Genomic DNA, 14,282 nt, shown 5'->3' on the forward strand with positions numbered 1-14,282 from the left:
TGTGAATGATCACTTGGAAGCAGCCACTTAAAGGCTATGAATGGCTAATCCACCAGATCTGGTATCTAGAATTAGAACAAGATGACATTATTGAGCAACTACCACAGCTCATTCCTAATCCTAGGGCGCACCTTCTCTTTACTCCGGAGGACCAAGGCTATTGCTATCAAAAAGGTGATGAGCAGATTGCCGGTCACGGGAGCCACCTGCTTGCAGCCAGTGAACAACTACTTACGCTGGTTGATAACGCGCCGCTCAAGCGCATTGGTATTACCTTTCGCCCCGAAGGGCTCTATCTTCTGAATAAAGCGACCGAAGGGCTAATTAATCAATGTGGCTGGTTTGACTGGCTGCCCCCCATGTTTGATAGCCACTTTCAAAATGTTTTATGGCAATGCAACACGAAGCAAAACATCATCGATTGTGTTAATCACCAAATTGAAACATTGAGTTTGACCAATAATATCGATAAGCCCTTCACCGTCACACAAAAGACCATTGCACTTTTAGAGCAACAACAAAGCGGTTCGGATCACAGCAATGCTGCTCAAAACCAATTGACTGAGAACAATTTAGATATTAATCATCTAGCAAAGCAATGCGCGTGTTCTAGACGTACTCTGGAGCGTAGCTTTCGGCAAGTCACGGGGTTAAGCATCAAGAAATACCAGCTAATGATGAAGCTGGAGCAAATGATTTTAGCTCTCTACAATAAACAGGGAGATATCGATTGGACCGCATTTTCCCAACAGTTTGGCTTTAGCGACCAGTCCCACCTGATCAGACAACTAAAACAACAGCTCAAGCGTACACCTTCCCATTACCTGGAAAACCGAGATCTGACTATCGACATCTATGGTGATTTTGAATAACCCACAGCCCTTTTATACCAATCTGGATAAGTCGTTGATCAAGTATTTGCCCTGGAACAATCGTTGTTATCCAGGCAGATATTGCAGTAACTAGTCGCTCTAATTACAAAATATCTAACGCAGAGAACAGCGATTTTAACCTGCAAGACTGATCAAATATTTATGTAGGTTGGTGTTATTTATCTTTTTGTCGCAAAAATCCAATTACTACCCAATCAGGTTCGCTATTATGGCCACCTGAAAACGAGGTAATCATGTCAAATTTAAATGAAAATTCAGGATTTTATTCAAAATTAAAACAAGGCGAGTCAGTGGCGTTTCACCAGGCATTGACCATCCGGCTTATCCAGCCATCGGACTTGAGCGATATCATCACCATGCTTGGCGATGAGAAGGTAAACCAATACCTATTTTTTGCTCCCGCAGATGAGAGTTTGTACCAAGGATTCTTCACACCCATTATTGAAAATACCCAAGAAGCCATGGCCAACGGGGAATGGCCTGACAACCCGATCTTCATCATTCGCGATCAGCAGGGTCGGTACATGGGCATGGCAGCTATCACCCAAGTGATGTTCTGTGAGGGCAACTATGAAGTCGGTTACCAACTACCGGCTCACTCTTGGGGACAAGGCATCGCGACCAGTGCCTGCCAGCTAATGACGGAACTTGGCTTCACCGTATTCGGTAGCCATAAGATCAGTGCAGACTGCTACGGGGCAAATGTTGGTTCGTACAAAACGCTGGAAAAGTGTGGCTACCAACGTGAAGGGTGCCAAAAGGACTATTACAAACTCGAACAAGGGTTTGATGATAAAGTTTATTACGGTATTACAGCAGCACAATTTTTTGCTCCGGCATAACATCGACTTACAAGTCGAAGATCTCCGTGTGCTAACGAAATATTATGCAAGGCAAATCACCGCCTTGCATAATTCACGCTCAATCAACCTTATTGTGCGAAATATTTCCTCCCCGCCCCCATCAAGCCTCCAGTAATATCCCGACCATTACTGACACCCAACACGCAGAAGATACCGCTACTCATGCCCAGGCATCAAAAGCAATTAGTGTAAATATTGAACACTTAGCAGAACAATTAGAGCGATTACTGCATCAATTTACCCTTTCAAGCAATAACAAGGGTTGATGCTAAACGTAAGACAGGTAATATGGACTCCTTGGACTGTGTATTGGGGTAAAATACCCAGCAGTACACTAATAAAGTGCCTTAACGGAGAATAATTTACACATGACTTACGCGCCTGTAACAGACGTACTTAGCGGTAAGCTAGCGGTTGACAGTGAAGTCACTGTTCGCGGCTGGATCCGTTCACGTCGTGATTCCAAAGCTGGAATCTCTTTCCTTGCCATTTATGACGGCTCTTGTTTCGACCCGATTCAGGCCGTGGTCCCTAATGAGTTAAATAATTACCAGGAAGAAGTGCTTAAGCTGACAACTGGTTGCTCTGTTGAGGTCACAGGTAAGATTGTTGAATCACCAGCTAAAGGTCAAGATTTCGAACTAGCAGCAACTGAAGTAAAAGTGGTTGGCTGGGTTGAAGACGCTGAGACTTACCCAATGGCGAAAACTCGTCACTCTATCGAATACCTTCGTGAAGTGGCTCACCTTCGCCCTCGCACCAACGTAATCGGTGCGGTTGCACGTGTTCGTAACTGCCTATCTCAGGCTATCCACCGTTTTTACCACGAGCAAGGCTTCTTCTGGATGTCTGCACCACTGATCACTGCATCTGATGCAGAAGGTGCTGGTGAAATGTTCCGCGTTTCAACGCTGGATTTGGTGAACACACCAATGACAGACGCTGGTGAAGTAGACTTCGACAAAGACTTCTTTGGTAAAGAAACCTTCCTGACGGTTTCTGGCCAGTTGAACGCTGAAGCATACGCTTGTGCCCTAAGCAAGGTTTACACATTCGGCCCAACGTTCCGTGCTGAAAACTCGAACACAAGCCGTCACCTGGCTGAGTTCTGGATGGTTGAGCCGGAAGTTGCATTCGCAGATCTTGATGATGCAGCAAAGCTTGCAGAAGACATGCTGAAGTATGTATTCAAAGCTGTTCTTGAAGAGCGCCGTGATGACCTTGAGTTCTTCGCTCAACGCATCAACAAAGAAGCAATCTCTCGCCTAGAAAACTTCGTTGAGTCTGACTTCGCACAAGTTGACTACACCGACGCTATCCAGATCCTAAAAGATTCTGGCCGTGACTTCGAGTTCGACGTTGAGTGGGGCATCGACATGTCTTCTGAGCACGAACGCTACCTAGCTGAAGAACACTTCAAGGCACCGGTTGTTGTTAAGAACTACCCGAAAGACATCAAAGCGTTCTACATGCGTATGAACGAAGATGGCAAAACAGTTGCTGCAATGGACGTTCTTGCACCGGGTATCGGTGAGATCATCGGTGGTTCCCAGCGTGAAGAGCGCCTAGAGCTTCTAGACAAGCGCATGGTTGAAATGAACATCGACCCTGAGCACATGAACTGGTACCGCGATCTGCGCCGTTACGGCACTGTGCCACACGCTGGTTTCGGTCTGGGCTTCGAGCGTCTAGTCACTTACGTGACAGGTATGGCTAACATCCGTGATGTGATCCCATTCCCACGTGCACCACGCTCTGCTAACTTCTAACTTAGCGTTAGAAGAGAAGCTAAGCCTATTTCGATATAGGTAAACATACCCCACAGGGCGAGCTTTATGCTCGTCCTGTTTGTTTTCCGCCTCGTAAAATCCCACATACTCTCCCCTGCACTTTTAACAACCACCGAACATCGATACGTCGTAATACGCTATAAATAATATTCAATGGCTTGGCTGCTTTTCTCACTACAGCCGATTGGTATAATTTCAGAGCAATTTGCAGCAAGGAGTACACATGTTTAAACGGATATTTGATAGGCTCATTTTCGGTGGGCTCTTGGTAGCAACATTGCAAATCCCCATGCTGGCCGATCATTACCTGCAGTACCTTTCCGGCTTTTATGATGCTAACAAGCAGCAAGTTAGTCGCTATGAAGACAATGCTCGCCAACACGGCTTTGACAGTGCCGAGAGTCTGATCAATGCACTGTTACAGGAAAAGAGCTCTATTGTCCGGGTCGATGCAGAACAAAAGCGTAACGTTCTCCAACAGCACCAGTTACTTGAACAGGCGATGGCCACCCTTTCAAAAGGCCACTTAATCGAAAAAGCGCTTTATATGTTTAACCCATTAAGGGGCAACGAACTTCAGCGGGTATTAATCCATTTCAAGCCAGGTATTCCGGTTGATATAGAAAGTATTGCTATCTGTGTGGTCATTGCTTTTGGGCTCAACGCTGTGCTGTATTTACCCTTGATGTTATTTCAACGTCGCCGGAACAAAGCCCCTCACCCAGCTTCTTCACATACCTAATACCAATCTGGATAAGTCGTTGATCAAGTATTTGCACTGGAAAAATCGTTGTTATCAAGGCAGAGATTGCAGTAACTAGTGGCTCTAATTACAAAATATCTAACGCAGAGAACAGCGATTTTAACCTGCAAGACTGATCAACTATTTATGTAGGTTGGTATACCTGCTGGTGAAAACAGCAAATATGGGGTTAATGATACCAAGGAGGCACGAGCCAATAGACTTAGTTATTGGCTTCGCATAAGCTTATGCCAATCCGCTTGAACCTATCAAGCTACAGCCAGATACCCAATGAGCCTACTATGATCAGAGATGTCACCCTAGCCCCTGCCAACCAATGGAAAAAACCCTTCGTTTCCGAGGTGGCTGAAATTATCAACCTGCTTAAAGAGTATGGTTACGATGGCGCAACCCTTGCGCAATTAACGGGTCTACCAGAGAAAAAGCTCTCTGCTTGGATGTCTCGCTACAAGCGTGAACCTGAGAATCTGTCGGATATCCCTTACCCTTGCTGGTGTTTCCTCGCCGCTCTGGTTGGCCGACCAAATATTCAAAACAATGGTCAGCCTCTTGAAGTCGATGCCAGAAAAGTGATGCGTGCGTTCAAACCAACCGCATTTAAAAGCAAGAGCGCTTTTGAAATGCCATCGGAAAAAGAGTTCAAGCGTGTAATCGGCGACAACACCTTTACAGGGATCACAATTGAAAGCCTTTGCGACACTTTTCAATGGAAACCAGCACAGCTTTCTGAAAGTTTAGAAAAAGGGACACTGCCTTTCTTGAACTGGTGCCTGATCTTGATGCTGTGCGGCTTCAATGTTCAGAAAATGCTGCTAAATCAGCATGACGGTGATATTAGCCTAGATGAGCAAACCAGCTAACAAACATAAAAAAGGCTGCTCACTGGCAGCCTTTCTTTCATCGTTCAAAGCTTAACCAAATCAGGTTTAATCAAACTCGTCGATAGATTTAATATCAGAATTACTCTGCCGCTTCCGGGCGGAATTTATTCTGCACACCAAGCAAAAAGTTGCGCAGGATTTGATCTTTACACTCACGGTAATGCTTATTGTCCGGCTTTCTGAAGAAAGCGCTAAGTTCATGCTTGCTCAGATTGAAATCAGTACTCTCCATGATTTCAAGAATATCTTCCGCTTTGTAGTTCAGCGCAATACGCAGTTTCATGAAGATCATGTTATTGGTCAGACGCGACTCTGGCTCAGCCTGTGGGCCTTCTTTTTTGCCACGTTTTTCATTGATCAAACCATTTAGAAAGATAGCTAACTCACGATCTGTGCATTTTTTAAATGCAGGATCGTCTTCTTTTTTCAACCAATCACTAACTTGCTCACGTGTCACCTCGTGTTCCGCTGCAGCAAAAATATTGATCATCGCTGAGTCGTTGAAGTCAAAGGTGTAGCGGATACGTCGCAAGATATCGTTATTGAGCACAATAAATCCTAAAAATAATGCAGCCTTGCCAATATGGCTCGCTGCGAAGTTCTTCTATAGTCTAACAGATATTAATCGCTGAAGATTCAATCGTGCAACCCAAGCTGGTATAGTGCCATTCCCAGATCAAACCATGAAGCAGACTCAATGAACCAGCACCAACCAAACAACCCATTACACGGCCTAACCCTGCAAAACATCGTGCAAGAGCTCGTCGACCATTATGGCTGGGAAGAACTTGGTAAAATCGTCAAAATACGTTGTTTCAACAGCGACCCGAGTATCAAGTCGAGCCTGAAGTTCTTGCGTCGTACTGAATGGGCAAGGAAAGAGGTTGAGCAACTGTATCTCGATACCTTTATTATCTAGTTGCCTTCGTCGACCAGAGCAAGTAACTGCTGGCACGCTTCCTTTGGCGAGTCAGCATGGCTATACCGGACTCATTGACCAACGAGTCCAAGGACCATGGATAGAACACGCATACACACGGTTATAGTGTGTTAATTGCTTCAGTATCCTCCTAGGACAAAACATAAACACCTCCTAACCACTCCACGCCGTTCGATTAACTATAGCTCTTGATTGAGCTCTGCCTTCCCTCGTTCGATCTCACTTTTTGCGCTGTAGGTTGGCATCCCGCTGAACTTTGTCCATGATTAATTGAATCATACGACTCCTCCTACCACTCAAGGAAAGCTGAAATGGATATTCAACTTACACACAACGGGCCGATTCTGGATATTCAACTTACTCGCCCAGAGGCCAAAAATTCTCTTAATCAAGCCATGTATCACACCTTGGCAGATACCATTATACAGGGTAACAATTCCTCAGAGACTCGTGTAATTGTATTGCGAGGATTATCGGACATCTTTTGTGGAGGCAATGATATGCAGGACTTTGTGGCTATTTCACAAGGCATGGCAGACTTTCATGGCGAGCGGTTTATGAAATCACTGGTAGAGTGCGAAACACCGATCGTTGCCTCTGTTTCAGGCCCTGCAATAGGTATCGGAACCACCATGTTGCAGTTTGTCGATGTTGTGTATTGCTCACCATCCGCCGTATTCAAAACACCGTTTGTACAATTGGGACTTTGTCCAGAAATGGCTTCGAGCACCGAGTTTTCCAAACTGGTCGGCCCAAGAAAAGCCAAAGAAATGCTATTGCTGGGTGCACCGATGACCGCCGAAGAGGCGTTGACACTGGGCTTTGTCAACCAAATCAGCAACACGCCAGATGACGCCGCTCTGCAATGTGCTGAGCAAATTGCTCAACTTCCTCCCAAAGCAATGCAAATAAGTAAAAGCATGCTCGGACAACAAGATAAAGAACGCCTGCTGCGAACAATAGAAAACGAAAACGTCGAGCTAATAAAAAGGATAAGGAGTGAAGAGGCCAAGGAGGCGGTCAGTGCCTTTTTGGAAAAAAGGCCGGCTCAATTTAGCTAGCTAAGTGGCTACTGACAAATGACTCATCATATCGAAATAGAAAGGCCAGCAAGCTGCTGGCCTTTCCATCACTTCACGGTTTGAATTTAAGCAGTAACAGCTTTTTCCGATGCACCTTGCTCAACCTGGTTGGGCTCATCTTCATCTTTCACAATACAGACGACAAGCCCAGCGAATATCATTGATACCCCACCCAGAACAATCGCCATCATCGTATTACCATCAAACGCCCAGCGGGTGAAGAAGCCCAGAATACCGGCGGCCAAGATCTGTGGCAGTACAATAAAGAAGTTGAACACCCCCATATAGAAGCCCATCTTGTGCGCGGGCAATGCACCGGCAAGAATAGCATATGGCATACAAAGAATACTTGCCCAAGCTAAACCAATACCGACCATGTTAACCATCAACATTGCAGGGTTGTCGATAAGAGAGATAGACGCAAGGCTCAGGCCGCCAATGATCAGCGACAGGCTGTGAACAAACTTACGGCTGGTACGCTGTGCCAGCCAAGGCAGGGCAAAGGCAGCCAGTGCTGATATCCCATTATAGGTGGCAAAACACAAGCCGACCCAGTCAGCCCCTTCGTTATACAGGGTCGAGCTAGTATCAGTGGTCCCGAAAATTTGCGAGGTCACCGCCGAGGTGGTGTAAATCCACATAGCAAACAGCGCGAACCAAGAGAAAAACTGTACCACAGCCAGTTGCATCATGGTCTTTGGCATCGATTTGATATCAGCCGCAATCGCTTTCAGGCTGGCCTTCTCTTCTTCCGGCTCAGAGACCTCACCGTGAAATGCCGCTAGTTCTTTCGGTGAGTATTCCTTGGTTCTGAGCACCGTCCAAAGAATCGATGCCACAAATACCAAGGCACCGCACAAGAATGAGATCTTCACTGAGGGTGGCACTACCCCCGCCGGTGCCGTATTAGCCACGTTGAAAACATTGCTAAGCAAGTAAGGCATGGCGGATGCGACCACCGAGCCAACACCAATAAAGAACGTTTGGACAGCAAAGCCTTGTGTGCGCTGCTCAGAAGGCAAGTTATCTGCTACCAAGGCACGGAACGGCTCCATTGAGATATTAATGGACGCATCCAAGATCCACAGCATACCTGCGGCCACCCACAAATACGGCGAATAAGGCATGATAATCAATGCCAATGAGGACGCGATAGCCCCGCAAAGAAAATAAGGACGACGGCGGCCAAGTACCGTCCAGGTGCGGTCACTGAAGTAACCAATAATTGGCTGGACGAGCAATCCGGTTAACGGTGCTGCAATCCAAAGGATCGGGATTTGATCAATGCTTGCTCCCAGAGTTTCAAAAATTCGACTGACATTGGCATTTTGTAAGCCGAAGCCAAATTGAATTCCCATAAAGCCGAAGCTCATATTCCATATCTGCCAAAACGTAAGGCGTGGCTTTTCCATTAAGTGTTCCCCGATAATGCCTGCTACAAAACTCATTGAAACAGCAGCAGATTTACAACAATCGGACAAAACAAATGATCGTTTATATATTCAAACCCAAGTGACCTCAAAATAAGAGACTTAGAGATAACTTAGGTATATTAGTATGTTTCTGAACTAATCAAACTGAAAACAGGATTTTTCTATGTTTACATCGCTAATTCAGACCATGATCATCACATTTGACCGATTTCCATCGGGAAGCAATGCTATGACAACCCCACCCCTACCAACTGTGATCAGTTTCACATAGGATCACACTTTTGCATTGGCTTTATAATAAAATTACGTTTTTAGATAAAATTTATACAAATTACATGAGACTTGACGCACAAAAAACCAGTACTTTCTTGTTTTTTGTTGTAATTTTCTTGCAAACAACATTGATGAGACTTTGGCCATTTTGTTCTAATGTTAGTGAAAACTAGTAACAATTCACTGCTGTCACATTTTATTTGGCCAAGATGTTACAATTTCTTGTCAACCGCCGGTGATAAAAGGTATAAAGAACATATTAATCTTTTACTATTACCAGCATGGATGATTGACAATGTTTGAGAAAATTTCTGCTGCACCCGCCGATCCAATTCTTGGTTTAACTGAAGAATTTAAAAAAGACACCCGCCCTGAAAAAATCAACCTTGGTGTAGGTATCTATAAAAATGAATCAGGTAACACACCGGTTCTAGCCACCGTCAAGAAAGCGGAAGCGATTTTGCTAGAAAAAGAAACCACCAAGTCTTACCTCAGTATTCCTGGCACGGCGGAATACGGTCTGGCTGTACAGCAATTGTTGTTCGGTGCCGATTCGCCAATAATTTCATCCAAGCGTGCACAGACAGCACAAGCCCCTGGTGGTACGGGTGCTCTTCGCCTAGCCGCTGAGTTTATCAAACGCCAGCTTGGCGATGTAAAAGTTTGGATCAGTAACCCAACGTGGGCTAACCATAACGGTGTATTCACCGCTGCTGGTCTTGAGACTGTGCAGTACAGCTACTACGATGCACAAAGCAAAGACATGGACTTTGACGCAGCGCTAGCTGATCTAGCCAATGCCGCACCTGGCGATATCGTGCTACTTCATGGTTGCTGTCACAACCCAACGGGTATTGACCCGCAAGCACCACAATGGCAACAATTGGCTGATTTGTGCAAAGAGAAGCAGCTACTACCTATGTTTGACTTTGCCTACCAAGGCTTTGCCAAAGGAGTGGAAGAAGACGCTCAAGGGCTTCGTATTTTTGCAGACCTGTGTGAAGAACTTCTTATCGCCAGCTCATTCTCGAAAAACTTCGGTCTGTACAACGAACGTGTCGGTGCGTTTACTCTCGTAGCGAAAAACAGTGCTGAAGCAACGACAGCATTTAGCCAAGTTAAGAGTATTGCTCGCGTGATCTACTCCAATCCGCCAGCACACGGTGCCGCGATTGTTACCGAAATTTTGAACGATACAGCTCTACGCGCTGAGTGGGAAATTGAGGTGGCTGACATGCGCGATCGCATTCAAGAAATGCGCACGCTGTTTGTTCAGACTCTGAAAGATTTCGGTGTCGACGCTGACTTCAGCTTTATTGAACGCCAGAACGGTATGTTCTCTTTCTCTGGTCTGAATAAAGACCAAGTGAACCGCCTGAAAGACGAATTCGGTATTTATATCGTTGGCTCTGGCCGTATCAGTGTCGCCGGGATGACCAAAGCCAATATGCAGCCGTTATGTAAAGGTATTGCCGCGGTTCTTTAACCTCAGCCATTACTTCAAATGCTAAGACTATAAACGGGCGCTTTTGCGCCCGTTTTTGATACTGATATTGCGCAATATCGATTAGCCAGACTTGTCTAACGGTAGCACATTGCAGAACAGCTCTCGTTCGTATTGGTGCTCCAACTGTTCGCGCCATGGTTTGTTCGACACAGGAACCAAATAAAAAGTCTCTCGCGATGTATCAGTGACAAATGCCATACCATGTTGCATGAGTTCATAGTGGATGTCGTTGACAAATCCTAGCGAAAAACTCTGGCGGCCCGTCAGTTGGTTAATATCACCCCTTGTTAAACTCACGCCTTGCTCATCGCTAGCGAAACGAACGCGTAACCAGTCGGCGAACTCTCTAGCACTTATCATTGTCATAAACTCGCCTCCGTATAACACATCTTGAAAACCAAGACGTTACTGATAGGTGTCTATTTATAATAAGTTATAGCAGAGATGAGACATAACGACAGGATAATGCAACATGTTTATCATTGAAGGATACATTAGCGCATTATTGAGACAGAATTACAAATGTTGCAGGATGGCGGTTTGAACGGGGAAATATAACAAAGAATGAAGAGGGTTATACCCGCCCCTGACAAAATCAGGAACGGGCCTGGCTGCAATTTCAAAACAGTCAAGAGACGCCCAGCTTTAAGCAGCGCGCTTCGTCATTATGAAATTAAAGTGCTTTGTAAAGCACCTTGTTGCCTGCCAGTTGGATGCGCTCAACCAAACCTTCTTCGGTCAGTTTTTTCAGTGCACCAGTGGCCCAAGAAGCCGCTTTGGTGTCTTCTTGGCCCGCTTCAAGACCAATACCTTTCGGATTGATACCTTCAGCGTTCTTAACAACAATATCTAGCACTTGCTGCTGTTTTGGAGTCAAAGACACTTTTACAGCAACGGGTGCTGCTGCTTCAACTGGCTTCTGCTCTTCAACAACAGGTTTCGCCGCTGGAGCAGCTTTTACTGTTTCTGCAGTTGGTGCTTTTTTCACAACAGACTTAACTGCTGCTGGTTTTGCTTCAACAACAAGACCTTTAAGGCGTTTTTGTAGTTTCAGCTGAACTTTACGTTTGTGAGAGATTCTCATTAAATTTCCTACTCCGTTGCACTACTTTCAGTCACCACCATTCATCAACCTGAAAACATAACAGGCCGATACTTCCAGCGGGAAAAAGTAAGCGCGTGTTATACCAAGGATGTCAGAGAAATACCAGCAAACGGTTATTTCATCCGCAACAAAAGGTGATTTAACTCAAAAACAGGCGACAAGCTCTCATTTTTGATGTTTAGATCTGACAGGAAAAACCCCGAAATAAAAAGATGTTATCAAACTATGCAGGGATAATTCTGCATCTTCGCCAAAAATCTGGATAAAAAACCATATGCAATTAATGGTGTATTGAATAAAATCACAACTTAAGTGATCGTTTTTGCCAGTTCGGCAATACTTAAATTGATAAAAACAATTAGGCATTGTCCATGCGTGACAGTTTGAAAACACGGTATATCACCACAGGCATTACTCCCTCTCAAGCGAACCTGTTTATTGCAGGCATTGCAGGGTTCGTTGTTGCCACGCTCATAGGTCTGGTATTCCCTTCCGTAGCTCCACCAGTTGTCGCCATTTTATTGATCGGCGCATGCATTACGATGCTCATTGGGTACAAGTACTCACTAGGCCCAGAGCTGTCTTTCACCCTGACATATATGCATATCCAATTTCACAGCCCTTGCGGTGGTTGGCTGGCTCGCTGGAAAAATATCGACACTATCTCCCAAGCCAGTATTGCCAAAGACGGCTGGCACCAGCCTATTCCTTGGGTGGGCGTTAAGCTCAAAGACTATGAAGAGTTTATCGCGGCTATTTGTCCTCGGGTCGCCACCAAGCTCCTCATCGATCAACGGATCCTGTTAATCATGGCCCACAAAGGAATTGATAACCCACGCTTTGAGATCGAAGACATCCTGTTTGACGATAAACACTACCTCACCCAATCGGGTAAGGTGCTAAAGGGCTTACAAGCCATGCTGGCCAACCGAATGCATTATAACCGTGAGCTCATTGGCTATGATTTCTTTATCTCCGAAGACTTCTTAGACCGCCCTGCGGCCGACTTCGCTGGTTTGGCGAGGCGGTATCTAGCAGCAAGCTGAATTATGATGTCGTACGTTCCGTGTCGCCTGTGCTTGAGGAAAGGCAATAGCAGCAGCCCAATTAATTGGCAGGCATTGTAGGGAGACAAATAGAGCGTGGCTTGATAAGCAGGCTCAAGGCAATAACCATTTCCTAGTTCCAGCCGAAGAAAGAGAGAAACATGAAGGTAGTCGCAAAAATCACGAGGAGATAGAGGAGGACAGCCCAGATAAATCTGGGCTGTGGAATGAATGCTTTAGTACAGCGGCATTTCGTCGGCAACGAATGGGTTTGATGCACGCTCACGGCCAAAGGTCGAGATCGGACCGTGACCTGGAACAAAGGTTACCTCATTACCCAATGGCCACAGCTTACCCTTAATTGAGTCAATCAGAGTTTGGTAATCACCTTTCGGGAAGTCAGTACGGCCAATACCCCCATTGAACAGCACATCACCGACAAACGCCACGTTTGCATCATTGCTGAAAAGCACCACGTGACCAGGTGTGTGGCCTGGCGTATGCAGCACAGAGAGCGTCTGGTTACCCACTGTTACGGTGTCGCCTTCTTCCAGCCACTGATCAGGTTCAAACGCTTCGGTTAGCGGAAAGCCAAACATTTCACTTTGACGAGGTAAGCCCTGTAGCCAAAATGCGTCTTCCTTATGCGGACCAATCACCGGAATATCCAGCTCTTTCGCCAGTGGGGCTGTGCCACCAACGTGGTCAAGGTGACCATGAGTCAAGATCAGTTTGGTAACGGTCAGCCCTAATTGCTGTGCTTTTTCCTTAAGAAGGTGGATATCACCCCCCGGATCAACCATTGCTGCTTCTTTGGTTTCATCACACCAGATGATGGAGCAGTTTTGCTGAAATGGGGTGACCGGCACAATTTCAAATTGAAGACTCATTGATTTTCCCTAGCGGTTTCAGTTCTTGCCGCAGGATAGCATATACATAAGTGACTTCAAATTGCGGTATTCAGTAGAGCAAAAATGGGAGTACAGAGACAGCAAAGCCGACAACTACCAAGAGAGGGAGGCAGTGTCGGCTTTGTAATTATTCGGTTTGCTTCCAAGCGTATGCTGACAGGCTAATTACCCATTCCAGCGACGCACAGGACCCGTATCAATATGGACGAATCCGCTACGAGGATAATATCCTACACCACCGAGGCGCATTTCAAGTGCGGCATTACGGATCCGTGACAGAGAGACACCTTCCAGATTGAAGTCGATGGCCTGACCTTTCATATGATAGCTCTTTGTCGCAACACCGCCATTTTTCCGCAGCGCTTTATTGGTCGCTGGCGAACGGTAGCCTGAAATGATCCGTACCTGCCCTTTGTGGCCTAGACCAGCTTGGATTTCGGTGATCGCATCAAATAAACGGCGATCCATATGCGCAACTTCATTACGCCTGAAATCTCGACAAATATGGTTAATTTTCTGTAATTCTTCTTTGACATACAGCTTACCATTGAAGTACTCCGTTTCGAGATCTTCACTGGTATGGATATTGTGCAACGATATCTGGCGAGCACTCCCTGCTTTATACGGACTTGCTATCGCCCAACTTGGCAATAAACATGCCCCAAGCGCTACTCCACCAGCAGCCAGTAACTGACGGCGCTTGTAATCAATTTCAGACATAACTCAACAACAACTAACTTCTTGCCTTTTTCAGGCTTTGTCACGCAACCCCAACCGGGCTCCCTTAATGGAGAA

At 45.8% G+C, this 14,282-nt stretch carries 15 protein-coding genes; 9 read left to right on the top strand and 6 right to left on the bottom strand.

Annotated features, from left to right (window positions below; translation table 11 throughout):
- Nucleotides 1-5 precede the first annotated feature (5 nt).
- From ACVA53_RS05670 to ACVA53_RS05690, 5 genes are all read left to right on the top strand, one after another.
- The gene (locus tag ACVA53_RS05670; RefSeq protein WP_255040870.1) at nt 6-872 is read left to right on the top strand and encodes a helix-turn-helix domain-containing protein; all 867 of its coding nucleotides are present in this window, start codon (nt 6-8) and stop codon (nt 870-872) included.
- A gap of 254 nt (nt 873-1,126) precedes the next feature.
- Complete coding sequence (locus tag ACVA53_RS05675; protein WP_255040871.1) at nt 1,127-1,735, top strand: GNAT family N-acetyltransferase; 609 nt, start codon at nt 1,127-1,129, stop codon at nt 1,733-1,735.
- A gap of 389 nt (nt 1,736-2,124) precedes the next feature.
- Nucleotides 2,125-3,525, top strand: a complete 1,401-nt coding sequence (gene asnS, locus ACVA53_RS05680) for an asparagine--tRNA ligase (RefSeq protein ID WP_255040872.1) — start codon at nt 2,125-2,127, stop codon at nt 3,523-3,525.
- A 244-nt stretch (nt 3,526-3,769) separates the two neighbouring features.
- Nucleotides 3,770-4,288, top strand: a complete 519-nt coding sequence (locus ACVA53_RS05685) for a DUF2937 family protein (protein ID WP_255040873.1) — start codon at nt 3,770-3,772, stop codon at nt 4,286-4,288.
- A 302-nt stretch (nt 4,289-4,590) separates the two neighbouring features.
- Nucleotides 4,591-5,169 (top strand): hypothetical protein, encoded by a 579-nt coding sequence (locus ACVA53_RS05690; RefSeq protein ID WP_255040874.1) that lies wholly within the window; start codon nt 4,591-4,593, stop codon nt 5,167-5,169.
- Between the two features lie 100 nt (nt 5,170-5,269).
- Here ACVA53_RS05690 and ACVA53_RS05695 read toward each other — a convergent pair whose 3' ends face one another.
- Nucleotides 5,270-5,740 carry a DUF1456 family protein gene (locus ACVA53_RS05695; protein WP_255040875.1) on the bottom strand — a complete coding sequence of 157 codons (471 nt, stop codon included), beginning with the start codon at nt 5,738-5,740 and terminating at the stop codon, nt 5,270-5,272.
- A 147-nt stretch (nt 5,741-5,887) separates the two neighbouring features.
- On the opposite strand from ACVA53_RS05695, the gene ACVA53_RS05700 reads away from it, so the two are divergent.
- Both ACVA53_RS05700 and ACVA53_RS05705 read left to right on the top strand, forming a co-directional pair.
- Complete coding sequence (locus tag ACVA53_RS05700) at nt 5,888-6,109, top strand: VF530 family protein (protein WP_255040876.1); 222 nt, start codon at nt 5,888-5,890, stop codon at nt 6,107-6,109.
- A gap of 332 nt (nt 6,110-6,441) precedes the next feature.
- Nucleotides 6,442-7,191 (top strand): enoyl-CoA hydratase-related protein, encoded by a 750-nt coding sequence (locus ACVA53_RS05705; RefSeq protein ID WP_446504694.1) that lies wholly within the window; start codon nt 6,442-6,444, stop codon nt 7,189-7,191.
- Between the two features lie 86 nt (nt 7,192-7,277).
- On the opposite strand, the gene ACVA53_RS05710 is transcribed toward ACVA53_RS05705, so the two are convergent.
- Nucleotides 7,278-8,624, bottom strand: coding sequence for an MFS transporter (locus ACVA53_RS05710; protein WP_255040878.1), 1,347 nt, complete (start codon nt 8,622-8,624; stop codon nt 7,278-7,280).
- Nucleotides 8,625-9,213: 589 nt separating this feature from the next.
- Between ACVA53_RS05710 and ACVA53_RS05715 the strand changes: the two genes are divergently transcribed.
- A complete protein-coding gene (locus tag ACVA53_RS05715) occupies nt 9,214-10,404 on the top strand; it encodes an amino acid aminotransferase (RefSeq protein ID WP_255040879.1) in 1,191 nt (396 codons plus the stop codon).
- Between the two features lie 81 nt (nt 10,405-10,485).
- Here the strand turns inward: ACVA53_RS05715 and ACVA53_RS05720 are convergent, their stop codons facing one another.
- Nucleotides 10,486-10,791: a hypothetical protein gene (locus ACVA53_RS05720; RefSeq protein ID WP_255040880.1), complete on the bottom strand. Its 306-nt coding sequence runs from the start codon at nt 10,789-10,791 to the stop codon at nt 10,486-10,488.
- Nucleotides 10,792-11,098: 307 nt separating this feature from the next.
- The gene (locus ACVA53_RS05725) at nt 11,099-11,509 is read right to left on the bottom strand and encodes a MarR family transcriptional regulator (RefSeq protein WP_255040881.1); all 411 of its coding nucleotides are present in this window, start codon (nt 11,507-11,509) and stop codon (nt 11,099-11,101) included.
- A gap of 392 nt (nt 11,510-11,901) precedes the next feature.
- On the opposite strand from ACVA53_RS05725, the gene ACVA53_RS05730 reads away from it, so the two are divergent.
- Nucleotides 11,902-12,576 carry a DUF2982 domain-containing protein gene (locus ACVA53_RS05730; RefSeq protein WP_255040882.1) on the top strand — a complete coding sequence of 225 codons (675 nt, stop codon included), beginning with the start codon at nt 11,902-11,904 and terminating at the stop codon, nt 12,574-12,576.
- 236 nt (nt 12,577-12,812) lie between these two features.
- Here the strand turns inward: ACVA53_RS05730 and ACVA53_RS05735 are convergent, their stop codons facing one another.
- Nucleotides 12,813-13,466, bottom strand: coding sequence for an MBL fold metallo-hydrolase (locus tag ACVA53_RS05735; protein ID WP_255040883.1), 654 nt, complete (start codon nt 13,464-13,466; stop codon nt 12,813-12,815).
- Between the two features lie 186 nt (nt 13,467-13,652).
- The gene (locus tag ACVA53_RS05740; RefSeq protein ID WP_255040884.1) at nt 13,653-14,207 is read right to left on the bottom strand and encodes a YcbK family protein; all 555 of its coding nucleotides are present in this window, start codon (nt 14,205-14,207) and stop codon (nt 13,653-13,655) included.
- Between the last annotated feature and the right edge of the window lie 75 nt (nt 14,208-14,282).

This window comes from Photobacterium sp. DNB23_23_1 (assembly GCF_052873815.1).

Bases quoted from the DNA above. Each gene is read 5' to 3' on its own strand.
- ACVA53_RS05670 (WP_255040870.1), top strand. From the start codon at position 6: ATGATCACTTGGAAGCAGCCACTTAAAGGCTATGAATGGCTAATCCAC.
- ACVA53_RS05675 (WP_255040871.1), top strand. From the start codon at position 1,127: ATGTCAAATTTAAATGAAAATTCAGGATTTTATTCAAAATTAAAACAA.
- asnS (WP_255040872.1), top strand. From the start codon at position 2,125: ATGACTTACGCGCCTGTAACAGACGTACTTAGCGGTAAGCTAGCGGTT.
- ACVA53_RS05685 (WP_255040873.1), top strand. From the start codon at position 3,770: ATGTTTAAACGGATATTTGATAGGCTCATTTTCGGTGGGCTCTTGGTA.
- ACVA53_RS05690 (WP_255040874.1), top strand. From the start codon at position 4,591: ATGATCAGAGATGTCACCCTAGCCCCTGCCAACCAATGGAAAAAACCC.
- ACVA53_RS05700 (WP_255040876.1), top strand. From the start codon at position 5,888: ATGAACCAGCACCAACCAAACAACCCATTACACGGCCTAACCCTGCAA.
- ACVA53_RS05705 (WP_446504694.1), top strand. From the start codon at position 6,442: ATGGATATTCAACTTACACACAACGGGCCGATTCTGGATATTCAACTT.
- ACVA53_RS05710 (WP_255040878.1), bottom strand. From the start codon at position 8,624: ATGGAAAAGCCACGCCTTACGTTTTGGCAGATATGGAATATGAGCTTC.
- ACVA53_RS05715 (WP_255040879.1), top strand. From the start codon at position 9,214: ATGTTTGAGAAAATTTCTGCTGCACCCGCCGATCCAATTCTTGGTTTA.
- ACVA53_RS05720 (WP_255040880.1), bottom strand. From the start codon at position 10,791: ATGACAATGATAAGTGCTAGAGAGTTCGCCGACTGGTTACGCGTTCGT.
- ACVA53_RS05725 (WP_255040881.1), bottom strand. From the start codon at position 11,509: ATGAGAATCTCTCACAAACGTAAAGTTCAGCTGAAACTACAAAAACGC.
- ACVA53_RS05730 (WP_255040882.1), top strand. From the start codon at position 11,902: ATGCGTGACAGTTTGAAAACACGGTATATCACCACAGGCATTACTCCC.
- ACVA53_RS05735 (WP_255040883.1), bottom strand. From the start codon at position 13,466: ATGAGTCTTCAATTTGAAATTGTGCCGGTCACCCCATTTCAGCAAAAC.
- ACVA53_RS05740 (WP_255040884.1), bottom strand. From the start codon at position 14,207: ATGTCTGAAATTGATTACAAGCGCCGTCAGTTACTGGCTGCTGGTGGA.